Source organism: Serratia sp. CY37869, from assembly GCF_052168895.1.
Classification (GTDB): domain Bacteria; phylum Pseudomonadota; class Gammaproteobacteria; order Enterobacterales; family Enterobacteriaceae; genus Serratia; species Serratia ureilytica.
On sequence record NZ_JBJNLU010000001.1, the window covers coordinates 1346963 to 1373260 of the forward strand.

Genomic DNA, 26298 nt, shown 5'->3' on the forward strand with positions numbered 1-26298 from the left:
CCCGTGCCGCCCTGCGCCGCACGGGTTTTTTATCGCCTGAATCGCACTTTTTGCAACTTCTCGCCCGCGGGCTCTAGGCCGGATGGATCTTGTGCTATATGATAAAAAATTCAGATGGTTAACGGGGGACAAATCATAATGACGGGAAAAAAAATGCAACGGGGTTTTCGTTTGGCGCTCTGCGCGGCGGCGATCGGCGCCTGTATGAGCAGCGCCATGGCGGCGCAGGTTCCCCCGGGCACCGCGCTGGCGGACAAACAGGAAATCGTGCGCCACATTAAAGACGAACCGGCCTCGCTCGATCCGATCAAAGCGGTTGGCTTGCCGGAGGCTCAGCTGGCGCGCGATCTGTTCGAAGGGCTGGTCAATCAGGACGCCAACGGGAAAGTGATCCCCGGCGTCGCCACCCGCTGGCAGACCAGCGACAATCAGACTTATATTTTCCATCTGCGTAAAGACGCGCGTTGGTCAAACGGTGACCCTGTCACGGCAAAAGACTTCGTTTACAGCTGGCAGCGGCTGGTAGAACCGAAAAATCTGTCGCCGTTCGCCTGGTTCGCGCAACTGGCGGGGATCCAGAACGCCGAGCAGATCATCAGCGGCAAACTGCCGGCCGATCGCTTGGGCGTATCGGCGCCGGATGACTACACGCTCAAGGTGCAGTTGGACAAGCCGGTGCCGTACTTCGTCAGCCTGACGGCCAACTTCAGCCTGTTCCCGGTGAACAAGGCGGTGGTGGAAAAATACGGCAATGACTGGACCAAGGTCGGCAATCTGGTGGGCAACGGCGCGTTCAAACTGCAGGAGCGGGTGGTGAACGAGAAGCTGGTGCTGACGCCTAATGACCATTACTGGGATCATGCGCGCACCGTGCTGACCAAAGTGACCTTCGTGCCGATCAACCAGGAATCCAACGCCACCAAGCGTTACCTGGCGGGTGACATCGACATCACCGAATCCTTCCCGAAAAACATGTATCAGAAGCTGCTGAAAGACATCCCGGGGCAGGTGTACACCCCGGATCAGCTCGGCACCTATTATTACGCGTTCAACACCCAGCGTGCGCCGACCAACGACGTGCGGGTGCGTCAGGCCTTGTCCTACGCCATCGATCGCAAGATTATCGCGGAGAAAGTGTTGGGCACCGGTGAAAAACCGGCTTATCACTTCACGCCGGACGTCACCGCCGGGTTCAAACCCGAGGCGAGTTTGCTGCAACAGCAGCCGCAGGCGGAGCTGGACGCGCAGGCCAAGGCATTGCTGCAGGCGGCCGGCTACGGCCCGAACAACCCGCTGAAGCTGACGCTGCTGTATAACACCTCGGAGAGCCACCAGAAGATCGCCATCGCCGTGGCCTCGATGTGGAAGAAAAAGCTGGGGATTGACGTCAAGTTGCAAAACCAAGAGTGGAAAACCTACATCGACAGCCGCAATACCGGCAATTTCGATGTGATCCGCGCCTCCTGGGTGGGTGACTATAACGAGGCGTCGACCTTCCTGTCGCTGCTGACCTCCACCCACAGCGGCAATATCGCCAAGTTCAAGAATGCGGACTACGACAAGCTGCTGGCGCAGGCGGGGCGGGAAACCAACCCGGCGGCGGTGACCGCCGATTACAACAAGATGGAACAGATCATTGCCGATCAGGCGCCAATCGCGCCGATATACCAATACACCAACGGCCGCCTGATCAAACCGTGGGTAAAAGGCTACCCGATCACCAATCCGGAAGATGTGGCCTATAGCCAAACGATGTATATCATCAAACACTGAATGGGCTTATTTATCGCCCCCGCGCAATGCGGGGGCGTTATTTTCTCGGCGGCGAAACCACGCGGCTAATTAATTTTTCCATGCGATAAACCCCGTTTAATAATAAACAGGGTTGCCATCATCACATTAATATTGTCTATTTCAGAGAGCGGTTACGCTTACAGACAGTCCCGCATGGCGTCCACCACTACGCGGCCGCTCATATCGGTCTGAGTAATGCGGTAGCTGGTGGGATAAGAACGACGGGTACTGAAACGATCGTGGACGGAGACCTTGCCAATCTGCAGACCGGCGGCGTTTTTCACCACAAACTCACTGATCTCTTCCTGGCCCTGGTTTTGCAAATGGATATTGCTGATTTTTTCCAGCGTATCGCTGGCGTTTATTTTTAAATGGTCGCGTAACATAACTACCTCCTCGTAGTGAGAAAAGTATATGCCCCTAAAATTTGCGCTGAAACAGCTTTGTGTTGATTTATTATTATCATTTTGAATTAAAATTGATAGCAATATGTTAAGTCATAATAATAACGGTATTACCAGCGCTTTATCGGCGATATTGTCTGATTTATCGGCAATGGTTTATTTCAATGCCGTTATTATTAGTCTGCATTAATGGAGAACAGCGCTTGCCTGGCCGCCGGCGCGGGAAAGACGCAGGCGACGTTGTGTCCGCAGCCGGGAACGAGGGTTAACCGATGCGGCTTCTCCGGCGCCAGATAGCGCCGGTCATAGTCGGCATAGGCCAGGGCGCGCTGCAACCGGTAGGGACCCTGCAGCTGGGCGGCGCAGGATTTGTCGAGTATGCGATAGTAGGCGCCCGGCGCGGTGCCGGTATCACCGTCTGCGGCCAGGTAGGTGATATCCGCCGCCGCATAGCGCCGGCGGGCTGCGTCGGCGGTGCGCTGCAGGTGAGCGGGAAGCGCTTCCGGACCATATTTCCACTGGTTAGCCTGTGGGCACTGGCCGGCGTCCAGCGTGTGCCAGCGGAAGCGACAGTTTTTTTCACTGCCACAGCGCTCCGGATGAAGGGGCTGGGGACGCAGGTTGTCAAAATAGAGCCAGCTGCCCGGATCGGCGACGACATAGCGCAGGCGCACTCCGTCCGGCGGGTCGGCGAAGCCGACATAATGCTGCACGAATTGGGCGCCGGCGGAGAAACCGGCGACGGTGATCGACTGCAACGACGGCCAGCGCCGTTTCAGATCGGCCAGCAGGTTATCCATGGCGTTGAACGAGCCGGTTTTCCCGCCATTATCCAAACCGCCTTCGATCCAGGAGCCGCAGTGCCACAGGGCGTCCCCCTCTTGCGGCGCCTGTAGCCCGGCGGAACGGCAGCGGGCGGCAAGCGTCTCCGGCACCTGGAACAGCGGGGCGACCAGCAAGCTGTTGTCTCCCGCTCCCTGCGCGGCGTCGATCGCCGCTTGCAATGTCTTGGCGACATCGCGCGGGTGGCCGTGCATCACCACCAGCGCGGTGCGCGGCTGGGGGGAGTGAGCGTGCGCGACAAAATAAGGCAGTGAACCCGCCGCCGTCGGCGCGTGATAGGGCGTGGCGAGGCGTTCTAACACCGGCTCTGCACAAGCCGATTGGGCGAACAGCAGCAGGGCGGCCATTGCGATGCAACGCAGGCGGCGCATTCTCGTCAGGTTCGGCGCAGCGCAGCGCGCAGTTGTCTCAGGACTTCCCGGCATCGTTGTTCCTCACGCGCTCGTTGATAGTAGCGATAAAAGGCGCGTTCCGAACTGAGGTTGCCCGCGCGTGCCAGCTGCCTGAAGGTCAGGTATGCCAGGCTGAACATAATGATAATAAATAATAAACCGGGGAACAGCAGCTGCCAGCCGTCGGTGATGCGCGCATTAGGCAGATAGCGGAGTGAATAGGGCGTAATCAATACCCCTAACTGCTGCAGTCCCCATTGAGTCAACGCAGGGAACAGCACCAGCAACGTAACGAACACCAAATACAGCAAGAAATAGCGACAGGAAAGCAAGAAACGCTTGAACGCGTTATTGGCGCTTGGCCGCAAAACGAAGCCTGCGGGCGTGGCGCGCAAGATTTGCTGACGGCCACCGGTGAAACGATAGCGTTCCAGCGCCGCTACGCTATCCGGCAATGCCAGCAGCAGCTGCAGCGCAACAAGGCCGGCGCTGCGGTTGCCGATATAGTCGCGAAACCGCAACAGACGTATGGGGGCGCTTTGGGGCTTCTCGACGGATTCGAGCAGGTTTAACAGCTTATCGTGGTTTTCCCGCCGAATGCGAAAAGGCGTTTTGACCACGGCGATAAACAGCGTAATGACGGTCGGTAGGACGATTTTCAAGATATCTGCGGTGCTGATTTGTAACATGCGAGTTTCCTCTCGGGCTGTCTTGCGTTCCTGGCAGCAGAAGTATAGACCACGCTTATGGGACAACATGAAAACTGGCGTTACAGCTTGGTCTTTGATCTCCAAGGCGTTAACGCTAGACTCAGCAACATAAGCAAGACTGAGGGGATAAATGAATGGATGTGATTGAGGGGAGCGAGCTGCAGGTCGCCGACGCGGTCTACGCCTACCAGCTGGATGGCAAGGGCGGCGTCACGCCGATCGAGCGGGATGACAAGATCACCTGCGACGCGCCTTGCTGGCTGCATCTTGATTACGCGCACCCGGCCAGCGCCGAATGGCTGAGCACCACGCCGCTGCTGCCGGACTCGGTGCGCGAAGCGCTCTCCGGCGAAAGCTCACGGCCGCGCGTCAGCCGCCAGGGCGAAGGCACCATGATCACGCTGCGCAGCATCAACTTTAACGCCAACTCACGGCCGGACCAGTTGGTCACCATTCGCGTGTACATCACCGATAAACTGATTATCTCCACGCGGCACCGCAAGGTGTATTCCATCGATCAGGTGGTGAACGATTTGCAAAGCGGCGCCGGGCCGACCAACAGCGGCAACTGGCTGGTGGAGATTTCCGATGCGTTGACCGATCACACCAGCGAATTCATTGAGGATCTGCACGACAAGATTATCGATCTGGAGGACGCCTTGCTGGAACAGCAGGTGCCGGAGCGTGGCCAGCTGGCGTTGATCCGTAAACAGCTTATCGTGCTGCGCCGTTACATGGCGCCGCAGCGTGACGTTTTCGCACGGCTGGCCAGCGACCGCCTGCCGTGGATGAGCGACGACGATCGCCGCCGCATGCAGGACATCGCGGATCGCCTGGGGCGCGGGTTGGACGATCTGGACGGCAGCATCGCGCGCACCGCCATCTTGTCCGACGAAATTACCACGGTGATGGCCGACGCGATGAACCGCCGCACTTACACCATGTCGCTGTTGGCGATGGTATTTCTGCCGACCACCTTCCTGACCGGGCTGTTTGGCGTCAACCTTGGCGGCATACCGGGCGGCGGCAACCCCTTCGGTTTCGCGGCATTTTGCCTGATGCTGGTCGGGTTGGTGCTTGGCGTCGCCTGGTGGCTGAAGCGCAGCCGCTGGCTGTAGGCGAAAATGACGAAAACCCGGTTAACATTGAGCAAAATCAACATTTAGCCGGGGGAAATGGGGCATGATCTCTCTCGCAGGTGAATGCAACGTCAAGCGATGGGCGTTGCGCTCCATAATTGTCTTACTTTCTTATTTTTGAATTACTGCATAGCACATTTGATTCGTACAATGCCGGTTTAATCACCGGCATTTTTTTATTCGATTTCTCTCTTCCTCAGGCCGCGCTTTCATCCCAGAAGCTGGCTTCAATCTTGTGCCCATCCAAATCACGGACAAAGCAGCCGTAGTAAGCCTCACCGTAGTGCGGCCGCGAACCGGGCGCGCCTTCATCGACGGCGCCGGCCAGCAGCGCCTGGCGATGGAATTCATCCACCTGCTGCTTGCTGGTCGCGAAAAAACCGACGTGCGTGCCGTTGCCGGGTGAAGCGGGCTGGCCGTCGATCGGCACCTGCAGCCAGAACTCCGGGTAGTCACGGCCATAACCGATCGCGCCGGGATGCTCCAGCACCCGTCGGCAACCCAAGGCGGCCAGCGTGCGATCGTAAAAGGCCGCGGCGGCGACGAAATCGTTCGAGCCCAGCGAGACGTGGGACAGGCAGGGGGTGATATTCATTGCGCGATCTCCATATGACTGTATAAATGCACAGTATAGGGTAAAAACGGCATCGCCCAGCAAATTATGCGCAAACTGTGAACAGGATCGAGATCGTCGAGAGAGGGAAAAGATCGCCGCTCGCAGGGTGGCGAGCGGCGAGGGGACTTATTTGATTTCCAGCACGTCCAAACGCGCCGGCACAGGCGCCGCGTCGTCCGAATCTTCCGGCTGCCAGCCGACCGGCTGCATCGGAATGTCTTCGCGATCGAAGGCCAAATCGCCGCCGTCCACCACCGCGCTGCCGTGGTGAATGCCTTTGAAATCGAACAGATTGATATCGCTCAGGTGCGAAGGCACCACGTTTTGCATGGCGCTGAACATGGTTTCCAGCCGGCCTGGGTAACGTTTGTCCCAGTCGCGCAGCATGTCGCCGATCACCTGGCGCTGCAAATTAGGCTGAGAGCCGCACAGATTGCATGGAATGATCGGGAACGCTTTGGCGATCGAGAAACGCTCGATGTCTTTTTCGCGGCAATAGGCCAGCGGGCGAATGACCACGTGCTTGCCGTCGTCGCTCATCAGTTTGGGCGGCATGCCTTTCATCTTGCCGCCGTAGAACATGTTGAGGAACAGCGTCTGCAGAATATCGTCGCGGTGGTGGCCCAGCGCGATCTTGGTGGCGCCCAGTTCGGTGGCGGTGCGATACAAAATGCCGCGGCGCAGGCGCGAGCACAGTGAACAGGTGGTTTTGCCTTCCGGGATCTTGTCTTTAACGATGCTGTAGGTGTTTTCTTCGACGATCTTGTACTCCACCCCCAAGCCTTCCAGGTAAGCAGGCAGAATATGCTCAGGGAAGCCGGGCTGTTTCTGGTCGAGATTCACCGCCACCAGCGAGAAATTGATCGGCGCGCTCTGCTGCAGATTGCGCAGGATCTCCAGCATGGTGTAGCTGTCTTTGCCGCCGGACAGACAGACCATGATGCGGTCGCCTTCTTCAATCATATTGAAATCGGCGATCGCTTCGCCCACGTTGCGGCGCAGGCGTTTTTGCAATTTGTTCAGGTTGTACTGCTCTTTTTGGCTAACGGATTGCTTTTCTGACATTTAAATCGTGCTCATTCTCAATGGGGGGCACTAGGGGCATGGCGTTGTAGACCGCGAGTTTACCATTCAACCGGCCGATTTTGATCATTATTCATCATCCAGCTTCCACGCGCCCGACGCGAGGCCTGTATGGTACGGATTGCGCGCAGGAATGCCAGCAGGTTTTATTGCTACGCCTTACGTCAACGGTAAAAGATCAGGGCGCGAATCGCTCGCGCCCTGAGGGAGGTTACTCAGCGGCGGACTTTTCCGCCTTGCCGGCCAGCAGGCTGAGGAAATCGTATTTCTCCTTCAGCTCTTTCTCGGCGGCCTGATACAGCGCGCTGGCCACCTCCGGCTGCTGCGCGTTCAGGCGGCGGAAACGCTGTTCTTTTAGCAGCGTTTCCGACAGGTTGCTGTTCGGCGGCCGTGAATCCAGCGCCAATGCGGCCTTGCCCTCGGCGCTGCGGCGCGGATCGAAGCGGTACAGCGGCCAGAAGCCGGTGGCGGTCAGCTGTTTCATCTGATCGTGGCTGAGCGCCAGATCGTAGCCGTGCTCTTCGCACGGGCTGTAGGCGATGATCAGCGACGGTCCCGGATAGGCCTCGGCCTCCTGAATCGCTTTCACCGTCTGGTTGAGCTGCGCCCCCAGCGAGATCTGCGCGACGTAAACATGGCCGTACATCATCATGCTGACGCCCAGATCCTTGCGCGCCTTGCGCTTGCCGTGCTCGCCGAATTTGGTCACCGCGCCGAGCGGCGTGGCCTTCGACTGCTGGCCGCCGGTGTTGGAGTAGCACTGGGTGTCGAGCACCAGCACGTTGACGTTCTCCGTCAGGCTGAGGACGTGATCCAAACCGCCGAAGCCGATGTCGTAGGCCCAGCCGTCACCGCCGATCAGCCAGATGGATTTATCCACCAGATAGTCGGCGTCGGTCGCCAGCTGGCGCGCATCTTCACCTTCAATACTCGCCAGCAGCGCGCGCAGTTCGGCGATTTGCTTGCGGCGCGGCTCCGGCGCCACGTCTTCCATCTGCAGGGCATTGACCAACTGCTCCGGCAGCTGCGGCGCCAGCGAATTCAGCAGGCGCAGCACCCGCGCGCGATGTTGATCGACCGTCAAACGGAAGCCCAGGCCGAATTCGGCGTTGTCTTCGAACAGCGAGTTGGCCCATGCCGGCCCGCGCCCTTCGGCGTTGGTGGTGTACGGCGTGGTCGGCAGGTTGCCGCCGTAGATCGACGAACAGCCGGTGGCGTTGGCGATCAGCAAACGGTCGCCATAGAGCTGGGTCAACAGCTTGATGTACGGCGTTTCGCCGCAGCCGGAGCAGGCGCCGGAGTACTCGAACAGCGGCGTGATCAGCTGCGAGGTGCGAATGTCGATGCGTTCCAGCTGCGCCGTATCGATTTCCGGCAGCTGCAGGAAGAAATCGTAGTTGTCTTTTTCCGCCGTCAGATTATCGAGGCGTGAGGCCATATTGATGGCCTTGATCTCCGGGTTCTGGCGATCTTTCGCCGGGCAGACCTCGACGCACAGGTTACAGCCGGTGCAATCCTCCGGCGCCACTTGCAGCACGTATTTTTGCCCGCGCATATCGCGCGCTTTGACATCCAGCGACTGCAGGGAGGCGGGGGCGTGTTCCATCTCCGCCGGCTGCACGACCTTGGCGCGAATGGCGGAGTGCGGACAGGCGGCGACGCAATGGTTGCACTGGGTGCACAGGTCGGGCTGCCAGACCGGGATCGCTTCGGCGATGTTGCGCTTTTCCCACTGGGTGGTACCCACCGGCCAGGTGCCGTCCGGCGGGAAGGCGGAAACCGGCAGCGCATCGCCCAGTCCGGCCAGCATCGCGGCGGTAACGGTTTTGACGAAGTCAGGCGCGGCGTCCGAGACCACCGGCGGGCGCATCGGGCTGCTGTCGTCGACCGGCTGCAGCGGGATTTCAATCAGCGCGCCGCGGGTGGCGCCCAGCGCCTGCCAGTTGCGCTCGACGATCTCCTGGCCTTTGCTGCTGTAGCTGCGGGCGATGGCGTCCTGCAGCTGTTGCAGCGCCACGTCGCTCGGCAGGATCTGCGTCAGATGGAAAAACGCCATCTGCATGACGGTGTTGATGCGCGCGCCGAGCCGGCATTCACGCGCCAGCTTGGCGGCGTTGATGATGTAGAAACGCGCCTGGCGTTGATGCAACAGCGCCTGTACCTCCTGCGGCAGGCGCGACCAGACTTCGTCGGCGCCGTAAGGGGTATTGAGCAGGAAGGTGCCGCCGGGTTTGAGGCGCTCAACCATCTGGTACTTATCGATAAACTGCAGCTGGTGGCAGCCGACGAAATCCGCCTGGCTGACCAGATAGGCCGAATTGATCGGCTGCTCGCTGACGCGCAGGTGCGAGACCGTCAGGCCGCCGGCCTTTTTGGAGTCGTAGACGAAATAGCCCTGCGCATACAGCGGCGTGGCGTTGCCGATGATTTTGATGTTGTTCTTGGTGGCCGAGACCGAGCCGTCGCTGCCCAAACCGTAGAATAGCGCTTCCAGCGAGGCGCGCTGCGGCAGGATTTCGTCGCTCAGCGGCAGCGAAAGGCCGGTGACGTCATCGAAGATGCCGACGGTGAAGCGCGGGCGCGGCTGCGGCTGGGCCAGCTCGCGAAACACCGCCAGCGCGCAGTCCGGGCCGAACTCCTTCGACGACAGGCCGTAACGGCCGCCGATCACTCGCGGCAGCGTGGCGCGCTCGCCCCGGCTGTAGGCTTCCGCCAGCGCGGTCATCACGTCCAGATACAGCGGCTCGGCCAGCGCGCCCGGTTCTTTGGTGCGATCGAGCACCGCGACGCTGCGCACGCTGTCCGGCAGCGCGCCGAGCAGGTGTTTGGCGGAGAACGGCCGGAACAGCCGCACTTTCAGCACGCCGACTTTTTCGCCGCGGGTCAGCAGGGTGTCGATCACTTCTTCGCAGGTGCCGGCGGCGGAGCCCATCACCACCACCACGCGTTCGGCCTGCGGGTGGCCATAATAGTCGAACGGCCGGTAGTGGCGGCCGGTGAGGGCGGCGAAAGCCTCCATGGCGTCGATCACGTGCTGGTCGGCGGCGTCATACCAAGGGTTGGTGGCCTCGCGCGACTGGAAATAGGTGTCAGGGTTGGCGGAAGTGCCGCGCACCACCGGATGATCCGGCGACAGCGCCCGGCGGCGGTGGGCGTCGATCGCCGCCTGCGGCAGCATGTGCCGCAACGTATCGTCGCTGAGCGGTACGATTTTATTGATCTCGTGCGAGGTGCGGAACCCGTCGAAAAAGTGGATGAACGGCAGGCGCGCGTTGAGGCTGGCGGTCTGCGAGATCAGCGCGAAATCCTGCGCTTCCTGCACGCTGCCGGCGCACAGCATGGCGCAGCCGGTCTGGCGCACCGCCATCACGTCAGAGTGATCGCCGAAGATTGACAGCGCGTGCGTGGCCACGGTGCGTGCGGCGACGTGCAGCACAAACGGCGTCAGCTCGCCGGCCAGTTTGTACAGCGTCGGGATCATCAGCAGCAGACCCTGCGATGAGGTGAACGAGGTGGACAGCGCGCCGGTCTGCAAGGCGCCGTGCACGGTGGCGATCGCGCCGCCCTCCGACTGCATTTCCACCACGCGCGGGATATCACCCCAGATGTTTTGCCGGCCATCGCCGGACCAGGCGTCCGCCTGCTCCGCCATGGTGGAACTTGGCGTGATAGGGTAGATGGCAATCACTTCGTTGGTGCGATAGGCCACGGAAGCGACTGCATTATTACCATCTGTAGTTATCATCGACATTACCTTTTCATTGCTCACAAAGCCGCGAAAGCGCACTTTCGCAGTAATGGAAAAAAGTCTAACAGAGGGTTTGAACGCGGCTTTATCGCGTTTGTGTGGCGGGCGATAAATCGGCAAGCGTATCCGGCATCGCTATTTGCATCGCCGGTTGAGGTCCTTCAATAAATTGTTTTCGCCGTTTAAAGACAATTTATTTCCGGCGCGTCATAATTGCGCATCGGTAAACTGACAGAAGAAAACCATGAGCGGATTTATGTATTTGACGATGGCGATAGTCGCGGAAGTGATCGCCACCACCATGTTGAAAGCCTCCGAGGGCTTTACCCGTCTGTGGCCGTCGCTGCTGGTGGTGCTGGGCTACGGCGTAGCGTTTTGGGGGCTGTCGATGGTGGTCAAGAGCATGCCGCTGGGCATTGTGTATGCGATTTGGTCGGGCATGGGGATCGTGCTGGTGTCGGTCGCGGCGGTATTCGTTTATCAGCAAAAATTGGATTGGCCGGCGATTGTCGGCATGGGATTAATTATTGCCGGCGTGCTGGTAATTAATTTACTGTCGAAAGCCTCTGTGCACTGAATGTTATTTTGATGTAAAAAAAGCCGGCGTGACAGCAAGTCGCGCCGGTTGAAGAATTCAGCCATCATTCACTGAAAATAGTGGAATGCTAATTAGTTAGCGCCGTCAGCATAGACGCAAATATCATCCTCTCCGGTAGCAAAAAATGCGCCGTCACGCCGAAAGCACGCGGGGTTAATTAATACCGATATCATGCGAAGAAACCCCGTCGCCGGCAACGGTGACGTTATCACTTTCTCTCTGCGGCCGGGGCGGGCGGTGGGGGCCGCTGTCACGTTTAACCTCCCGCAATGGGGGCGGAAATATTCTGCAAACAAAATAAATGTCCGGCCGGTGCAAAAAAACCACAAATAATGGCCGGAATATATTTTCATTATTTATATATCGAGCTAGATTAAACAAGTTTGCATCAAAGATAGCGAAACGTGTCCGCCAAGTGACGCGCGTTATTGGCAATGGCGATTTTACACAGCGCAGTTCCGGGTTCAGGAGTGGGATAATGACGACATCAAAATGGCTGCTTGCCAGCGCCGTGCTGCTTTTAGCCGCCTGCAGCAGCAACAACGAAGAGCCAGTACAGCAGGGCAACAGTGCCAGAATCAATACGTTGCAGACCAGCGCCGGTTGCGCGGCGGTCGGCGGCGTCACCACCATCGCGCACAACTTGAACGGTGAAGCGTTGCGCATGTGCCAGATGCCGAACGGCAAACAGTGTGAGGAACGCACGCTGGGCCTGGGCAGCTGCGCCGGGTAAGCCCACGGCGCCAGGCCTGGCGTCCAGAATCAATATACCCAGTCGCGCAGGGCATAAACCAGCGTGTGGCCGCTGCCGTTGAGCGTCAGCTGCTGCGCGCTCAGCGTCACTTCGGCGCCGTTTTCCAGCACGGTGCCGATCACTCGATCCCAGCGATTGCGCTGCTCATCAGGGCACAGCCTGCGCGTCGAGGCCAACGGTTTTACCGTCAGTACGCCGTCGCGTAATTGCCCCTGGCCGAAAAAGCGGTTGCACATCGCGCCGGACACATGCAGGTTCTCGCCGAACTCCAGATTGAGCAGGACGCCGCCCGTTGGGGATTTTGCCGCTTCGCCATCGACGCTCTGCAACACGAAATTATGATGCATCAGATCGCCGGGCGTAACGGTCGCGGGTGGTTTCATGCTGCATCCCCCCAAGACCAGCGCCGCAAGGGCGGCCGTCGTTGTTCTCATCGTCGCGCTCTCAAATAAACAGGGCGCCGCAGGGGGCGCCCCGAAATGCCGTTCACGCGTTCAACTGGTTCGGGCAGGCTTCGCCGCGATCCAATTGGCTGATGTTCTGCAGCGTGGTTTGCGAAATGCTGGTCAGCGCCTCTTCGGTCAGGAAAGCCTGATGGCCGGTGAACAGCACGTTGTGGCAGGCCGACAGGCGGCGGAACACGTCATCCTGAATCACGTCGTTAGACTTGTCTTCAAAGAACAGATCGCGTTCGTTCTCGTAGACGTCCATCCCGAGCGCGCCGATTTTCTGCTGCTTCAACGCGTCGATGGCGGCGGTAGAGTCGATCAGCGCGCCGCGGCTGGTGTTGATCACCATTACGCCGTTTTTCATCATCGCGAAGGCGTCGGCATTCAGCAGATGGTGGTTTTCCGGCGTCAGCGGGCAGTGCAGGGTGATTACGTCGGATTGCGCGTACAGCGTTTTCAGGTCGACATACTCTGCGCCCAGTTCCAGCGCCTGTTCGCTGGGGAACGGATCGTAAGCCAGCAGCTTCATGCCGAAGCCTTTGAGAATGCGCATCGTCGCCACGCCGATTTTACCGGTGCCGATCACGCCGGCGGTGCGATTGTGCATGTTAAAGCCGATCAGCCCTTCGAGAGAGAAATTGGCGTCGCGGGTGCGTTGATATGCGCGGTGAATACGGCGGTTCAGGCACATCATCATGCCTACCGCGTGTTCCGCCACGGCTTCCGGCGAGTAGGCCGGCACGCGCACTACCTTGATGCCCAGCGCTTTGGCGGCGTCCAGATCGACGTTATTAAAACCGGCGCAGCGCAGGGCGAGAATTTCGACGCCCAGCGCCGCCAGTTCTTCGAGCACTTCACGGCTGCCGTCGTCGTTGACGAAGATACACACCGCCTTGCAACCGGCGGCCGTTTTGGCGGTTTTTTTACTGAGTAAAAAGTCGAAGAATTCCAGCTCATAGCCAAACTGCTGATTCACCAGTTCGAGATATTTACGGTCATACTGTTTGGTGCTGTATATCGCCAATTTCATCGTGGTTTCTCCACCGTGATTTTGTGATCAATTTAACAGATTTTAGTAAATTCGACAATTGGTTAGCCACGCTGCAGGGCTGCTGTGGGCTGACGACGGTGAAGGAAAGGCGACGGTGAGGCGGGCGACAAAAAAATCCCCACGGGGGTGTGGGGAATGGCTTCTCTAGTACACAGTTAGCTAGCAGCTAAACTTTTATTAGAATGCTTGCAAGACTATTAATCATCAACGGTAACAACAATAACAAAAGTCTGAAAACTGTCCTATTTATGTGATGTATATGTAACGAAAATCTACAACTCCGCGCACGCTTGCGCCAAAAGGGTGCAAATCGCCTCTGCGACCGCGCTCAGCTTCACCCTATGTCAAATTCGTGCCATCATTATTGTCAATTCAGGCATAGACTTAACCAATGCCTAACACAGGAACGAAGCAATCATTTAATGACCAGGCGATTGAAAGTATTCATAGGGACGGTGGCGGGCTGCGCAATCCTGGTGCTGGCGTTGTGGCAAACCTTGCCGCGCTGGCTGCCGGGGGTGTTATCGCATTGGTTGCCAGCGGGAAGCCGACTGGAGTTGCAGGGCAAATTGCATTGGCGCCAGGGCGGCCTGACGTTGGCGGGGGCGCGTTTCACCGCGCAAGATTGTCTGCTGGCCAGCGTCGGGCCGACGCGGCTGGCTTATCGGCAAGGCCGCTGGCAGCTGTCGAGCGATAAGGTCAGCGTCGATAGCGCCTGTTTGTCAAAACTGCCGGGCGGCGACGCCAACAGCGCGCCGCTTGCGCTCGATCAACTGCAGCGGCAGCTGCCGCCGCTGGATCTCACCATTCATGACCTCACGCTCATTCCCTGGCAGCGTTATGCCGGGAAGCTGCAGCTTTCCTCCGGCTCTGACGGGCAACGTCTGCATTATCGGGGGCCGAATCTCAGCGCCGAGGCGCAGCTGGATGAAAAACAACAGCTGACGTTGCACAGCCTGACCGTCATTCCGCCCAACAGCGCGCAACCGCTGCGCCTCGCCGGCAAGATAACCATTCCGCTGGATCTGGCCAGCCTGCCGACGCAGGGCGCGCTGCAGGGTGAAATGCAGACGGCCTATCTGGAAAAACCGGTTTTGCTGGATATGCGCTGGCAACAGCAGCAGGGCGTGTTGACGGTGAGCGAGAAAGGCGACGATCGGCCGCTGGCGGTGCTGCCGTGGGAAGTGACCCCGCAGCGGGTCAGCATCAAGCAGGGCGAGTGGCGTTGGCCCTACAGCGGACAGCCGTTGAACGGCGGCCTCAGCATCGCGCTGCACGACTGGAGCAAGGGACTGGATGAAACGGAGATCAGCGCGCGGCTGAACGTGATCACGGCCGGCCACAACGGCAAGGGCAATGCGGTGCTGACGCTTGGGCCGGGCAAGGTGGGGCTGACCGACAGCGATCTGCGGTTCCAACTGACCGGCCAGGCCAATCTGGCCGACTTCTCCGCTACCGCGTCGATCCCGGGCGTGCTCGGCGGCAGCATTCTCAACCCGACGCTGGTTCTGCAGCCGGGTTCGTTGCTGCGCCTGTGGGGCAAGGTGACGCCGGAAATGACGCTGGAAGAGGCGCGTTTGCCGCTGGCGGGCGTGAAGGTGACCGCTGCCGGTATTACCGGCCGCCTGCAGGCGATTTTGAGCGCCAGCGGCAGTTACTGGGGCCGCTTCAAGCTGCATCTGGACGGCCAGGCGCAGGATTTCTGGCCGGACAAGGGCCACTGGCAATGGCGCTACTGGGGCAATGGCCGCTTGCCGCCGCTGCAGGCCGCCTGGGACGTGGCCGGCAGCGGCAGCTGGCGCGACAGCGAGTTGGTGCTCGATAAACTCTCCACCGGCTTCGATAAGTTGAAGTACGGCCTGGTGACGGTCGCCGCGCCGCGCTTGAGCCTCAACCAGCCGCTGCGCTGGCGGCGTGATGAACAAAGCCCGCAGTTCAACGGTGAGCTGCAGCTGGCGGCGGATAAGGTCAGCTTCAGCGATGGCGGTTATCTGCCGGCGCCGGTGCTGGCGCTGCAGGTGAACGGCCGTTCGCCGGACAGTTTCCAGATGCAGGGCAAGCTGCAGGCGCAACAGATCGGTCCGATCGCGCTGCGCGGCCGTTGGGACGGCGAACGTCTGCGCGGCGAAGGCTGGTGGCCGAAACAGTCGCTGAAGGTCTTCCAACCGCTGCTGGCGCCGGATCTCAATCTCACGCTGCGCGACGGCGAGTTTTACGCGCAGTCGGCGTTTTCCGCCGCCCGCGAACAAGGGTTCGAGGCCGGTGGCCACTGGGTGGTGAAAAACGGCGGCATGTGGCTGAAGGACGGGGAGATGAGCGGCCTGGATTTCATCCTGTCGTACCGGTTCAAGCAGCATCACTGGCAATTGGGAGCTAAACAGCCGGTATCGCTGCGCATCAAGTCTTTCACCAACCTGTTCGAGATGCAGAACATTTCCGCCGATTTGCAGGGCACCTATCCTTATAGCGAAGGGCAGCCACTGACGTTGAGCAACGTCGGCGTGGACATGCTCAACGGGCATATCAGCCTGTCGGCGCTGCGGTTGCCGCAGCATGACGCCGCAGTGCTGAAGCTGGACAAGGTCGATCTCAGCGCGCTGTTTACCGCCCTGAAACCGAAGCAGTTCGCCATGTCCGGCCGTGTCGACGGCGAGTTGCCGCTGTTCCTGAACCATCCGAAGTGGCTGGTGCAAAACGGCTGGATCGCCAACGCTGGCACGTTGACGCTGCGCCTGGACAAAGACATGGCCGACGCCATCGGCAGCAACAACCTGGCGACCGGCGCGGCGATCGACTGGCTGCGCTACATGGAAATCAACCGTTCGCATGCCCGGGTCGATCTCGACAACCTGGGCGAGCTGACGCTGAGCGCGCGCATCGACGGCATCAACCCGCAGAAAAGCGCTAAGCGCGAGGTGATCCTGAACTATCGCCATCAGGAAAACGTGTTTCAGCTGTGGCGCAGTTTGCGCTTCGGCGACAATTTACAGGAGTGGCTGGAGCAGGCCCTCTCACAACCTGGGGAGCAACAATGAAAATCATGAGTGTGTCGACGCTGGCAGCGGTGCTGTGCGTTTCGCTGCTGAGCGGCTGCGTGCCGCGCATCGAGGTGGCGACGCCTAAGGATCCGATCACCATCAATATGAACGTCAAGATCGAACATGAAATTCATATCAAGGTGGATAAGGACGTCGAAAACCTGCTGAAAACCCAAAGCGGTCTGTTCTAGGAGCCGACATGAAAAAACGTTATTTGTGGCTGGCCGGCGCCGCCTGGCTGTTCAGCGGCCTGGCGATGGCGCTGACGCTGGATGAGGCGAAGCAGCAAGGGCGGGTGGGGGAAACCCTGAGCGGCTACATCGCGCCGGTGCAGCAGGACGCCGAAACTTTGGCGCTGGTGAAGCGCATCAACGCCGGCCGCGCCGAGAAGTATCAGGAAGTGGCGGACGGCAACCATATCGCCGTTGATGAAGTGGCGCGCATGGCCGGCCAGAAGCTGGTGACGCGGGCGCAGAGCGGCGAGTATGTGCGCGGCATCAACGGCCAGTGGCTGAAGAAGTAAAAAAAAGCGCGCCGTCTGGCGCGCTGAATGATACGGATAGATGATTATTATGAGGGTAGTGCAGGTTTGACAAGGCTTGCCTCTTGTCCGGCAGGGGCATGGCGCCCCTGCGCTGGCTCTTACGCGGCAACCACCTGAGACAGGGCCGCTTTGGCGTCTTCCTGTGCTTTGGTCGCCACTTCCGGACCGTAGGCGATGCCTTCCGCGAAGACGAACTCCACGTCGGTGATGCCGATGAAGCCCAGGAACAGACGCAGGTAAGGTTCCACCAGGTCGGTTGGGGTGCCTTTATGAATGCCGCCGCGGCTGGTCAGGATCACGGCGCGTTTGTTTTTCACCAGGCCTTCCGGACCGTTTTCGGTGTAACGGAAAGTCACGCCGGCGCGGGCGACCAGATCGAAATAGTTTTTCAGCTGGGTCGGGATGTTGAAGTTGTACATCGGTGCGGCGATCACGATAACGTCATTGGCCTGCAGCTCGGCGATCAGTTCGTCCGACAGGGCCAGCGCTTCTTGTTGACGCGGAGTCAACGGAGCATCGGAAGGACGCAGCGCGCCAACCAGCTCGCCGTCCAGCACCGGGATTGGCTGTGCGGCCAGATCGCGCACGGTGATGGTGTCGCCGCTGTGGGCGTTGCTCCATTGCTCTACGAAGAAATCGGCCAGTTGGTTAGACTGAGAGTAGGTCGCCAGGATGCTTGATTTCAGAACCAATACGTTGCTCATCGATAATTCCTTACGTTGTGACAGTGACATCAGGACTCAGCGTCCCTTGCATGAACTACATGCTATTCACATTCCCCCAACAGTGATAGCGCAATATTTCGAGATCTTCGTTCGATTTTATTGAATAACCTGCCGAGGCGTTACTCGCGAAAGTAGGGGGAAAAAGCCGTTTGTGATAGGCTGTGCGGCTAAAGCAAAAAAATCGCTAAAAAAACATTAAACCGTTGCTAAGCCTGGTCTTGGCCACGATGAAACAAGGAACACCGAACGTGAAATCTCCGCTCGAGGCACTGCCGGCCCAACTGGGCGAGCTGATGCTCCGCGATCAACAACGCCTGCGTCGTCGCCTGCAGGGCGCACGAAAAATCAAAAATCCCGATGCCCAGCTGGCGGTCGCCGCCGAAGTGGAAAGCGACATCGCGACGGCGCGGCAAAAAGTGCAGGCGCGCGCCGCGTCTTGCCCGCGCATTACCTATCCGGAAAGCCTGCCGGTCAGCCAGAAAAAGCAGGACATCTTAAACGCTGTCCGCGACCACCAGGTGGTGATCGTCGCCGGGGAGACCGGCTCGGGGAAAACCACCCAGTTGCCGAAGATCTGTCTGGAGCTGGGGCGTGGGGTGAAAGGGCTGATCGGCCATACCCAGCCGCGCCGCCTGGCGGCGCGCACCGTCGCCAACCGCATCGCCGACGAGCTGGAAACCCCGCTCGGCGGCAGCGTGGGCTACAAGGTGCGCTTCAACGATCAGGTAGGGGAAAACACCCTGGTCAAGCTGATGACCGACGGCATTTTGCTGGCGGAGATTCAGCAGGATCGCCTGCTGATGCAGTACGACACGCTGATCATCGATGAAGCGCACGAGCGCAGCCTGAATATCGACTTTATTCTTGGTTACCTGCGCGAACTGCTGCCGAAGCGCCCGGATCTCAAGGTGATCATCACCTCGGCGACCATCGATCCGCAGCGTTTCTCGCGCCACTTCAACAATGCGCCAATCATCGAGGTTTCCGGCCGCACCTACCCGGTGGAGGTGCGCTACCGCCCGGTGGTCGACGACGGCGACGATACCGACCGCGACCAGCTGCAGGCGATTTTCGATGCGGTAGATGAGCTTGGGCGCGAAGGGCCGGGCGACATTCTGATCTTCATGAGCGGCGAGCGCGAGATCCGCGATACCGCCGACGCTTTGAACCGCCTCAATTTGCCGCACACCGAGGTGCTGCCGCTGTATGCGCGCCTGTCGAACAGCGAGCAGAACCGGGTGTTCCAGTCGCACCACGGCCGCCGCATCGTGCTGGCCACCAACGTGGCGGAAACCTCGCTGACGGTGCCGGGCATCAAATACGTCATCGATCCGGGCACCGCGCGCATCAGCCGCTACAGCTTCCGCACCAAGGTGCAGCGCCTGCCGATCGAGCCGGTGTCACAGGCCTCCGCCAATCAGCGTAAAGGGCGCTGCGGCCGCGTGTCGGAGGGGGTGTGCATCCGTCTGTACTCCGAACAGGATTTCCTCTCGCGGCCGGCGTTTACCGATCCGGAAATTCTGCGCACCAACCTGGCGTCGGTCATTCTGCAGATGACCTCGCTGGGCCTGGGCGACATCGCCGCGTTTCCGTTCGTCGAGGCGCCGGACAAGCGCAACATTCAAGATGGCGTGCGCCTGCTGGAAGAGCTGGGGGCGATCACCACCGCCGATAACGGCCACTATCAGCTGACGCCGCAGGGCCGGCAGCTGGCGCAGTTGCCGATCGACCCGCGTCTGGCGCGCATGGTGCTGGAAGCGCAGAAGAGCGGCAGCGTGCGCGAGGTGATGATCATCACCGCCGCGTTGTCGATTCAGGATCCGCGCGAGCGCCCGATGGATAAGCAGCAGGCCTCGGATGAAAAACACCGCCGTTTTGCCGACAAAGATTCGGACTTCCTGGCGTTCGTCAACCTGTGGGATTATCTGCAGGAGCAGCAAAAGGCGAACTCTTCCAGCCAGTTCCGCCGGCTGTGCCGCAACGATTTCCTCAACTACCTGCGGGTGCGCGAGTGGCAGGATATCTATACCCAGCTGCGCCAGGTGGTGAAAGAGCTGGGGCTGCCGATCAACAGCGCGCCTTCCGACTACCGCAGCGTCCACACCGCGCTGCTGACCGGCCTGTTGTCGCACATCGGCCAGAAGGATGCGGACAAGCAGGAATACACCGGCGCGCGCAACGCCCGCTTCTCGATCTTCCCCGGCTCCGGCCTGTTCAAGAAGCCGCCGAAGTGGACCATGGTGGCCGAACTGGTGGAAACCAGCCGCCTGTGGGGGCGCATCGCCGCGCGCATCGAACCGGAATGGATCGAGCCGCTGGCTCAGCACCTGGTGAAACACAGCTACAGCGAACCGCACTGGTCGAAGTCGCAGGGGGCGGTGATGGCCAGCGAAAAGGTCACGTTGTTCGGTCTGCCGATCGTCGCGGCGCGCCAGGTCAATTACGGCGCCATCGATCCGCTGCTGTGCCGCGAGCTGTTTATCCGCCATGCGCTGGTGGAGGGCGACTGGCAGACGCGCCATGCTTTCTTCCGCGAAAACCAAAAGCTGCGCGCCGAAGTGGAAGAGCTGGAGCATAAATCGCGTCGCCGCGACATTCTGGTGGACGACGAAACGCTGTTCGGCTTCTACGATCGCCGTCTCCCCAACGACGTGGTGTCCGGCCGTCATTTCGACAGCTGGTGGAAGACCGCCGCCAAACAGCAGCCCGACCTGCTGAACTTCGAAAAAGAGATGCTGATCAAGGATGGCGCCAACAAGATCAGCGCGCTCGACTACCCGAACTTCTGGCATCAGGGCAACCTCAAACTGCGGCTGAGCTATCAGTTCGAACCAGGCACTGACGCCGACGGCGTGACGGTGCACATCCCGCTGCCGATCCTCAATCAGGTGGAGGAGCAGGGGTTCGAATGGCAAATCCCCGGCATCCGCCGTGAGCTGGTGATCGCGCTGATCAAATCGTTGCCGAAACCGGTGCGTCGCAACTTCGTGCCGGCGCCGAACTACGCCGAAGCGTTCCTTGGCCGCGTAACGGCGCTGGAATTGCCGCTGCTTGACGCGCTGGAGCGCGAGCTGCGGCGTATGACTGGCGTGACCGTGTCACGTGATGACTGGCAGTGGGATCAGGTGCCCGATCACCTGAAAATGACTTTCCGCGTGGTGGGCGAGAAAAACCAGACGCTGCGCGAAGGCAAAGATCTGGCCGCCCTGCGCCTGCAGTTGAAAGAGAAGGTGCAGGAGACGCTGTCGGCGGTGGCCGATGACGGACTGGAGCAGAGCAACCTGCATGTCTGGAGCTTTGGCCAATTGCCGGCGTTCTACGAGCAGAAGCGCGGCGGCTATTCGATGAAAGCCTATCCGGCGCTGGTGGATGAAAAGGACAGCGTGGCGATCCGCCTGTTCGACAGCGAAAGCGAACAGCAACAGGCGATGTGGCAGGGCACGCGCCGCCTGCTGTTGTTGAATATTCCTTCGCCGATCAAATATCTGCATGAAAAGCTGCCGAACAAGGCCAAGCTGGGGCTTTATTTCAACCCGTACGGCAAGGTGCTGGAGCTGATCGACGACTGCATTTCGTGCGGCATCGACAAACTGATCGCCGAACACGGCGGCCCGGTTTGGCAGGAGGAAGACTTTGCACGGTTGCAGGAGCAGATCCGCGCCGAGCTGAACGACACGGTCGTTGAGGTGGCCAAGCAGGTTGAACAGATCCTGACGGCGGTCTTCAACATCAACAAACGGCTGAAAGGCCGGGTGGACATGTCGTTGGCGCTGGCGCTGTCGGACATCAAGACCCAGCTCGGCGGGCTGGTCTACCGCGGCTTCGTCACCGGCAACGGATGGAAACGGCTGCCGGACACGCTGCGCTACCTGCAGGCGATCGAACGCCGATTGGAGAAACTGGCTATCGATCCGCACCGCGATCGCGCGCAGATGCTGCGGGTGGAGCAGGTGCAGCAGGCGTGGCAGCAGTGGCTGAACAAGCTGCCGCCGAAGCGACAGCAGGAGGAAGAGGTGAAAGCGGTGCGCTGGATGATTGAAGAACTACGTGTCAGCCTGTTCGCGCAGCAGCTGGGCACACCTTACCCGATCTCCGACAAGCGCATTCTGCAAACCATCGAACAGCTTTCGGGCTAAGCTCAGGCGCGCCGGCCGGCAAACGGCCGGCGCAGCGCAAGTTGAAATTCAGGAAACAGAGAAACAGCAACGGCGCTTGATGCGCCGTTGCGAGAGCTACTTGCCTGCCGCCAGGGCGTCCAGCGCCTCGCGGATGCCGGGCACCGCCAGAGCGCGGTTATCGGCGCGGTAACGATCTTTCGCCGCCGGCGCCGAACTCTGGATGGCGATCAGCTGCCAGCCGTCGGCGGTTTTCAACAGCAGCGGTGAGCCGCTGTCGCCGGGCAGGGTATCACACTGGTGCGACAGCACCCCTTGCTGGGCCCAGCCGGTCACCTTGCAGTTTTGGTGGCTGTAGAGGTCATCAAGATGGTCCTCCGGGTAGCCCGCCTGGGTGATCAGCCGTTTGGCCTGTTTCAGGGCCTGAGTCAACGCCTTGCTGTCGCCTTGCCACAGCGGCAGCGGGGCGATCGGCAGCGGCGTTTTGTCTTTCAGCCGGATCAGCGCAAAGTCATAAGCGGCGGCGGCGGGCGGCACGATCCAGCCGTCGCCGTCCGCTTTCAGCTTTTTGCCCAGTTTGCTGTCGATCAGAGTTTCAATATTGTCGGTTTGATACTGCCATGATTTATCGCCCGCCACGAAGCGCAGGGCGACGGCTTTATCCAATTGTCCCGGCGGCGCCAGCACGCAATGGCCGGCGGTCAGCGCCAGGTGTGGGGAGATCAGCGTGGCGGTACACAGATTGCCGCTGGCGGTTTCGACCTGGCCGATGGCTTGCCACGGCTGGGCGGCGGTATCCGTGACCTTGATTCGTTCATCTTTGCCGAAAAACAGACGCGTTTGCTCGGCCTTGGACGGGCCGTCGGCGCGTGCCGCCTGGGAGGCGATGAGCGGGAGTGAGCACAGCAACAGTAAAACGGATATGCGCATAGATCTCTTGCCTGACAAATACGGATCATCCATAAACACACTGAATGCTAACTATAGACTGATTTAGCAGCCATGTGGATGGGCAATAACTGATTTTTCAATAATTTCCCGCCGGCGAGGCGACAGGCTACAGATAAAAAAAGACGGCGATCAGTCCACAGAGGATCAGGGCGGTCAGAATGATCTCGAACAGGTAGCGGCGCAGCATCAATGAGAACCCCCCGGATGAAAAAACACCCGGTGAACCGGGTGTCGTGCACGTCAAGCCTGAAGCGGTGAGGGGAACCTCACGACATTACGCTTTTTTGTGGCTGGCTTTCTTGTGGTGCTTTTTAGCCGCCTGGGCTTTTTGCGCCGGGGCTTTTTTGCCGGCTTTCTTGTGATGCTTTTTGGCCGCCTGAGCTTTCTGTACCGGGGCTTTCTTGCCGTGGTGTTTCACCTGAGCTTTAGCCGGCGCAGCGGTGGCGGTGGTTGCGGTAGCCGCAGGCGCGGTAGTGGTGGCAGCCTCGGCAGCGAAAGCCACGGAAGACAGACCCATTGCAGCGGCAACAACCAGAGCTAATACTTTTTTCATCGCAGAATCCTCAACATGACTTTTGGGTATCAACCCCACTGCGGGGCCGTTGAGATGATAGTAGGCAAACGGCGTCCGGCTTTCCGTGAGTGATTGGTTTCGGCTTGTAACCTAATGTACAGGGCGGCTGCGGCAGGAGGGATTGCTGCTATAATGACCGTCAGGCTCGATAAAAGGGATTTAAAATGAACGAGATAACGGTTCGTTGTGGCGTGACGGAACAGGGTGAGGTGCCGCTGGCCTATGAAGACTGGGGCGATGAGGCGCATCCGCCGCTGTTGTTAATCATGGGCATCGGCGCGCAGCTTTTGCTGTGGCCTGACGATTTCTGCCGCGCTCTGGTCGCCAAGGGATTTCGGGTGATCCGCTACGACAACCGCGACGTCGGCCTTTCCGGTAAAACGCGGGCGCAGCGCAAGACGCCGCTGTGGCTGTTGATGTTGCGTGCTCAGCTCGGCTGGCAAACGCCGGTGCCTTATACCCTGGCGGATATGGCGACGGACGCAGCGCATCTGCTCGATCATTTACGCATTCCTCAGGCTCATGTCCTTGGCGCCTCGATGGGGGGGATGATCGCCCAGGTGTTGGCCGCCGAATACCCGCAGCGAGTCGCCTCGTTATGCATCTTGTTTTCCAGCACCAATCAACCGCTGTTACCGCCGCCGGCGCCTTCGCTGCTGTGGTTGCTGGTGCGCCGGCCTGCCGCCGATATGACGCTGCAGCAGCGCCAGGAAGGGATGAAGGCCTTTCTGCGCGCGCTTGGCACCGCGACTTATCCGCCGGAGGAGGCGGAGCTGGATGTCCTGGTGAAGCGATTGCTGAAGCGGGGCGTGGATCCGGAGGGCATGCAGCGGCAACTTTCCGCGCTGCTCGGCAGCGGCGATCTGCGGCGTTACAGTCGGCGCATCGCCGCGCCGACGCTGGTGATTCACGGCGATCGCGATCGGCTGGTGCGCAAGGCCGGCGGGGTGGCGATCGCTCGAGCCGTCGCCAACGCCAGATTGCAGATTATGCCGGGCATGGGGCATGATCTGCCCGCCGCGTTGAGACCACAATTGGTGACGATGATCGCCCGTCATGCGCTGGGATGAGAGGCCGATAGGGGCGCGGCTGTTTATGGTTTTAGTTACAACATACTATTGGTGAGTAGCAACCCGCCACCCTGTAGCCAAGGCGTTGCCGGCAAGGAAAGCGCGCTATGTAGCATTATTAGGTCAAGCAGGGGAAAAAGGGCGCGGCCGTGGCCGCGCACGGGGAGAGATTACAGGTAGCGGTTTTCCAAATGCTGGCGGAAGTAGCGCGGATTGAGCGCTTCACCGGTTGCATTGGCGATCAGCGTGTCGGTCGGGAAACGGCTGCCGTGGCGCCAGATGTTATGCTGTAACCAGTGGAACAACGGCTGCAGATTGCCGGCGGCGATGTCCTCGTTCAGCGAAGGCAGGGCCTGACGCACGCTGTGGAACAGCTGCGCGGCGTACATCGCGCCGAGAGTATAAGTCGGGAAGTAGCCGAAGGCGCCGTCGGTCCAGTGGATATCCTGCATGCAACCGTTGCGGTAGTTGCCGATGGTATCGAGGCCCAGGTAAGCGTGCATCTTTTCATTCCACAGCGCCGGAATGTCCTCCACTTCGATCTCGCCTTCGATCAGCGCTTTTTCAATTTCGTAGCGCAGGATGACGTGGGCAGGATAGCTCACCTCGTCGGCGTCGACGCGGATCAGGCCCGGTTTCACCCGCTGGTTGAGGCGAATGAAGTTGGCTTCTTCCAGCGCCGGCTGTTCGCCAAACTGCGCGGTAACCAGCGGACGCAAGATTTTCAGGAATTCATTGCCGCGCGCCAGCTGCATTTCGAACAGCAGGCTCTGCGATTCGTGGATGGCGGTGGAGCGTGCCAGGGCGACCGGTTGGCCAAGCAGATCGCGCGGCAGGTTCTGTTCGTAACGGGCGTGGCCAGTCTCGTGTACGATCCCGAGCAGCGCGGTCAGGAACTCTTTCTCGTTGTAACGCGTGGTGATGCGCACATCCTCCGGCACGCCGCCGCAGAACGGGTGGGCGCTGACGTCGACGCGGCCGTTGTCGAAGTTGAAACCGAGCAGCTTCATCACGCTCAGGCTCAGCTGGCGCTGGGTGTCCACATTGAACGGGCCCTGAGGCGCCAGGCAGGGTTCATTGGCCTGTTTGGCCACCACGCGCTGCAGCAAATCCGGCAGCCAGGTTTTCAAATCGCCGAAGATGCGATCGAGATCGCTGCTGCGCATGCCCGGCTCATACAGGTTGAGCAGGGCATCGTAACGGCTGGTGCCGGCCGCCTGCGCGCGGATCCGCGCCTCTTCCCGGCTGAGTTTGACCACGTCGCGCAGATTCTCCGCGAAGCCATCCCAGTCGTTGGCCGGGCGCTGGGCGCGCCAGGCGTGTTCACAGCGGGCGCCGGCCAGCGATTTGGCTTCGACCAGCGACGCCGGCAGCAGCACCGCGTCTTCATACTGGCGGCGCATTTCGCGCAGGTTGGCGCGGTCGATCTCGTCCAGCGTCTCTTGCTGCGCGCGATCCAACAGCGCGCCGGTGCTTTGTGCCGTTAAAATCTGGTGCTGCAGCACGCTCAATTCGGCCAGGGCTTCGGAGCGCGCCTTGCTGCCGCCCGGCGGCATCATGGTTTGCATGTCCCAACCGGCGATGGCGGACAGGTGGCCGAAACGCGACAGCCGGCTAAAAAGCGCGCGCAGGTGATCGTAAGCAGATGTGTTGGAAGGTGCAGATGTCATTATTATTCGGCTCCAATGAGAAGGGTCCGG

General features: G+C 60.0%; 21 protein-coding genes. 9 read left to right on the top strand and 12 right to left on the bottom strand.

What is annotated here, in order from left to right; all coding sequences use genetic code 11:
- Nucleotides 1–138 precede the first annotated feature (138 nt).
- A complete protein-coding gene (locus tag ACJ8J1_RS06510; RefSeq protein WP_033650282.1) occupies nucleotides 139–1773 on the top strand; it encodes a peptide ABC transporter substrate-binding protein in 1635 nt (544 codons plus the stop codon).
- A gap of 158 nt (nucleotides 1774–1931) precedes the next feature.
- Here ACJ8J1_RS06510 and ACJ8J1_RS06515 read toward each other — a convergent pair whose 3' ends face one another.
- From ACJ8J1_RS06515 to ACJ8J1_RS06525, 3 genes are all read right to left on the bottom strand, one after another.
- Nucleotides 1932–2180: a hypothetical protein gene (locus ACJ8J1_RS06515; RefSeq protein ID WP_004930507.1), complete on the bottom strand. Its 249-nt coding sequence runs from the start codon at nucleotides 2178–2180 to the stop codon at nucleotides 1932–1934.
- A 194-nt stretch (nucleotides 2181–2374) separates the two neighbouring features.
- Nucleotides 2375–3466, bottom strand: coding sequence for a hypothetical protein (locus ACJ8J1_RS06520; protein ID WP_103681798.1), 1092 nt, complete (start codon nucleotides 3464–3466; stop codon nucleotides 2375–2377).
- Nucleotides 3418–4227: a hypothetical protein gene (locus ACJ8J1_RS06525; RefSeq protein WP_223524914.1), complete on the bottom strand. Its 810-nt coding sequence runs from the start codon at nucleotides 4225–4227 to the stop codon at nucleotides 3418–3420. Before ACJ8J1_RS06525 ends, ACJ8J1_RS06520 begins: the two co-directional genes overlap by 49 nt.
- Before the next feature lie 50 nt (nucleotides 4228–4277).
- Here ACJ8J1_RS06525 and zntB point away from each other — a divergent pair, with 50 nt between their 5' ends.
- Entirely contained in the window at nucleotides 4278–5261 is a 984-nt protein-coding gene (gene zntB / locus ACJ8J1_RS06530; protein ID WP_033643224.1) for a zinc transporter ZntB, read from the top strand.
- Between the two features lie 217 nt (nucleotides 5262–5478).
- On the opposite strand, the gene ACJ8J1_RS06535 is transcribed toward zntB, so the two are convergent.
- From ACJ8J1_RS06535 to nifJ, 3 genes are all read right to left on the bottom strand, one after another.
- On the bottom strand, nucleotides 5479–5877 hold the full coding sequence (locus ACJ8J1_RS06535) for a VOC family protein (protein WP_033643223.1): 399 nt from the start codon (nucleotides 5875–5877) through the stop codon (nucleotides 5479–5481).
- Nucleotides 5878–6024: 147 nt separating this feature from the next.
- Nucleotides 6025–6963, bottom strand: coding sequence for a tRNA 2-thiocytidine(32) synthetase TtcA (gene ttcA / locus ACJ8J1_RS06540; RefSeq protein WP_069100970.1), 939 nt, complete (start codon nucleotides 6961–6963; stop codon nucleotides 6025–6027).
- A 229-nt stretch (nucleotides 6964–7192) separates the two neighbouring features.
- Nucleotides 7193–10726, bottom strand: coding sequence for a pyruvate:ferredoxin (flavodoxin) oxidoreductase (nifJ, locus tag ACJ8J1_RS06545; RefSeq protein ID WP_103681817.1), 3534 nt, complete (start codon nucleotides 10724–10726; stop codon nucleotides 7193–7195).
- Nucleotides 10727–10973: 247 nt separating this feature from the next.
- Between nifJ and ssmE the strand changes: the two genes are divergently transcribed.
- Both ssmE and ACJ8J1_RS06555 read left to right on the top strand, forming a co-directional pair.
- On the top strand, nucleotides 10974–11306 hold the full coding sequence (gene ssmE / locus ACJ8J1_RS06550) for a multidrug efflux SMR transporter SsmE (RefSeq protein ID WP_033632935.1): 333 nt from the start codon (nucleotides 10974–10976) through the stop codon (nucleotides 11304–11306).
- Between the two features lie 499 nt (nucleotides 11307–11805).
- Nucleotides 11806–12060 (top strand): DUF333 domain-containing protein, encoded by a 255-nt coding sequence (locus ACJ8J1_RS06555; protein WP_015377999.1) that lies wholly within the window; start codon nucleotides 11806–11808, stop codon nucleotides 12058–12060.
- A 29-nt stretch (nucleotides 12061–12089) separates the two neighbouring features.
- Here the strand turns inward: ACJ8J1_RS06555 and hslJ are convergent, their stop codons facing one another.
- Both hslJ and ACJ8J1_RS06565 read right to left on the bottom strand, forming a co-directional pair.
- Nucleotides 12090–12515, bottom strand: a complete 426-nt coding sequence (hslJ, locus tag ACJ8J1_RS06560; protein ID WP_103681797.1) for a heat shock protein HslJ — start codon at nucleotides 12513–12515, stop codon at nucleotides 12090–12092.
- 52 nt (nucleotides 12516–12567) lie between these two features.
- Nucleotides 12568–13560 carry a 2-hydroxyacid dehydrogenase gene (locus ACJ8J1_RS06565; RefSeq protein ID WP_033650287.1) on the bottom strand — a complete coding sequence of 331 codons (993 nt, stop codon included), beginning with the start codon at nucleotides 13558–13560 and terminating at the stop codon, nucleotides 12568–12570.
- 443 nt (nucleotides 13561–14003) lie between these two features.
- On the opposite strand from ACJ8J1_RS06565, the gene ACJ8J1_RS06570 reads away from it, so the two are divergent.
- Genes ACJ8J1_RS06570 through ACJ8J1_RS06580 form a run of 3 tightly spaced genes read left to right on the top strand, consistent with a single transcriptional unit; the run spans nucleotide 14004 to nucleotide 17142 of the window.
- A complete protein-coding gene (locus ACJ8J1_RS06570; RefSeq protein ID WP_103681796.1) occupies nucleotides 14004–16616 on the top strand; it encodes a YdbH family protein in 2613 nt (870 codons plus the stop codon).
- Complete coding sequence (locus ACJ8J1_RS06575) at nucleotides 16613–16810, top strand: YnbE family lipoprotein (protein WP_025302979.1); 198 nt, start codon at nucleotides 16613–16615, stop codon at nucleotides 16808–16810. The genes ACJ8J1_RS06570 and ACJ8J1_RS06575 overlap by 4 nt, the downstream gene beginning before the upstream one ends.
- A gap of 8 nt (nucleotides 16811–16818) precedes the next feature.
- A complete protein-coding gene (locus ACJ8J1_RS06580) occupies nucleotides 16819–17142 on the top strand; it encodes a YdbL family protein (RefSeq protein WP_033643218.1) in 324 nt (107 codons plus the stop codon).
- A gap of 119 nt (nucleotides 17143–17261) precedes the next feature.
- Here the strand turns inward: ACJ8J1_RS06580 and azoR are convergent, their stop codons facing one another.
- The gene (azoR, locus tag ACJ8J1_RS06585; RefSeq protein WP_015377994.1) at nucleotides 17262–17867 is read right to left on the bottom strand and encodes an FMN-dependent NADH-azoreductase; all 606 of its coding nucleotides are present in this window, start codon (nucleotides 17865–17867) and stop codon (nucleotides 17262–17264) included.
- 269 nt (nucleotides 17868–18136) lie between these two features.
- Between azoR and hrpA the strand changes: the two genes are divergently transcribed.
- Entirely contained in the window at nucleotides 18137–22024 is a 3888-nt protein-coding gene (gene hrpA / locus ACJ8J1_RS06590) for an ATP-dependent RNA helicase HrpA (RefSeq protein ID WP_071991646.1), read from the top strand.
- Nucleotides 22025–22120: 96 nt separating this feature from the next.
- Here hrpA and ACJ8J1_RS06595 read toward each other — a convergent pair whose 3' ends face one another.
- Both ACJ8J1_RS06595 and asr read right to left on the bottom strand, forming a co-directional pair.
- A complete protein-coding gene (locus tag ACJ8J1_RS06595) occupies nucleotides 22121–22933 on the bottom strand; it encodes a trypsin-like serine peptidase (RefSeq protein WP_033643217.1) in 813 nt (270 codons plus the stop codon).
- A 295-nt stretch (nucleotides 22934–23228) separates the two neighbouring features.
- The gene (gene asr, locus ACJ8J1_RS06600; protein ID WP_033643216.1) at nucleotides 23229–23507 is read right to left on the bottom strand and encodes an acid resistance repetitive basic protein Asr; all 279 of its coding nucleotides are present in this window, start codon (nucleotides 23505–23507) and stop codon (nucleotides 23229–23231) included.
- A 185-nt stretch (nucleotides 23508–23692) separates the two neighbouring features.
- On the opposite strand from asr, the gene ACJ8J1_RS06605 reads away from it, so the two are divergent.
- Complete coding sequence (locus tag ACJ8J1_RS06605; RefSeq protein WP_033643215.1) at nucleotides 23693–24598, top strand: alpha/beta fold hydrolase; 906 nt, start codon at nucleotides 23693–23695, stop codon at nucleotides 24596–24598.
- A 170-nt stretch (nucleotides 24599–24768) separates the two neighbouring features.
- Here ACJ8J1_RS06605 and ACJ8J1_RS06610 read toward each other — a convergent pair whose 3' ends face one another.
- Nucleotides 24769–26268 carry a carboxypeptidase M32 gene (locus ACJ8J1_RS06610; protein ID WP_033643214.1) on the bottom strand — a complete coding sequence of 500 codons (1500 nt, stop codon included), beginning with the start codon at nucleotides 26266–26268 and terminating at the stop codon, nucleotides 24769–24771.
- Nucleotides 26269–26298: the final 30 nt, after the last annotated feature.

Excerpts from the sequence above, each read along its gene's own strand:
- asr (WP_033643216.1), bottom strand. The coding sequence starts at position 23,507 with ATGAAAAAAGTATTAGCTCTGGTTGTTGCCGCTGCAATGGGTCTGTCT.
- ACJ8J1_RS06565 (WP_033650287.1), bottom strand. The coding sequence starts at position 13,560 with ATGAAATTGGCGATATACAGCACCAAACAGTATGACCGTAAATATCTC.
- ACJ8J1_RS06555 (WP_015377999.1), top strand. The coding sequence starts at position 11,806 with ATGACGACATCAAAATGGCTGCTTGCCAGCGCCGTGCTGCTTTTAGCC.
- ACJ8J1_RS06515 (WP_004930507.1), bottom strand. The coding sequence starts at position 2,180 with ATGTTACGCGACCATTTAAAAATAAACGCCAGCGATACGCTGGAAAAA.
- ACJ8J1_RS06570 (WP_103681796.1), top strand. The coding sequence starts at position 14,004 with ATGACCAGGCGATTGAAAGTATTCATAGGGACGGTGGCGGGCTGCGCA.
- ACJ8J1_RS06575 (WP_025302979.1), top strand. The coding sequence starts at position 16,613 with ATGAAAATCATGAGTGTGTCGACGCTGGCAGCGGTGCTGTGCGTTTCG.
- ACJ8J1_RS06595 (WP_033643217.1), bottom strand. The coding sequence starts at position 22,933 with ATGCGCATATCCGTTTTACTGTTGCTGTGCTCACTCCCGCTCATCGCC.
- ACJ8J1_RS06520 (WP_103681798.1), bottom strand. The coding sequence starts at position 3,466 with ATGCCGGGAAGTCCTGAGACAACTGCGCGCTGCGCTGCGCCGAACCTG.
- zntB (WP_033643224.1), top strand. The coding sequence starts at position 4,278 with ATGGATGTGATTGAGGGGAGCGAGCTGCAGGTCGCCGACGCGGTCTAC.
- hslJ (WP_103681797.1), bottom strand. The coding sequence starts at position 12,515 with ATGAGAACAACGACGGCCGCCCTTGCGGCGCTGGTCTTGGGGGGATGC.
- ttcA (WP_069100970.1), bottom strand. The coding sequence starts at position 6,963 with ATGTCAGAAAAGCAATCCGTTAGCCAAAAAGAGCAGTACAACCTGAAC.
- ACJ8J1_RS06535 (WP_033643223.1), bottom strand. The coding sequence starts at position 5,877 with ATGAATATCACCCCCTGCCTGTCCCACGTCTCGCTGGGCTCGAACGAT.
- ACJ8J1_RS06605 (WP_033643215.1), top strand. The coding sequence starts at position 23,693 with ATGAACGAGATAACGGTTCGTTGTGGCGTGACGGAACAGGGTGAGGTG.
- ACJ8J1_RS06510 (WP_033650282.1), top strand. The coding sequence starts at position 139 with ATGACGGGAAAAAAAATGCAACGGGGTTTTCGTTTGGCGCTCTGCGCG.
- ACJ8J1_RS06580 (WP_033643218.1), top strand. The coding sequence starts at position 16,819 with ATGAAAAAACGTTATTTGTGGCTGGCCGGCGCCGCCTGGCTGTTCAGC.
- ssmE (WP_033632935.1), top strand. The coding sequence starts at position 10,974 with ATGAGCGGATTTATGTATTTGACGATGGCGATAGTCGCGGAAGTGATC.
- ACJ8J1_RS06610 (WP_033643214.1), bottom strand. The coding sequence starts at position 26,268 with ATGACATCTGCACCTTCCAACACATCTGCTTACGATCACCTGCGCGCG.
- nifJ (WP_103681817.1), bottom strand. The coding sequence starts at position 10,726 with ATGATAACTACAGATGGTAATAATGCAGTCGCTTCCGTGGCCTATCGC.
- azoR (WP_015377994.1), bottom strand. The coding sequence starts at position 17,867 with ATGAGCAACGTATTGGTTCTGAAATCAAGCATCCTGGCGACCTACTCT.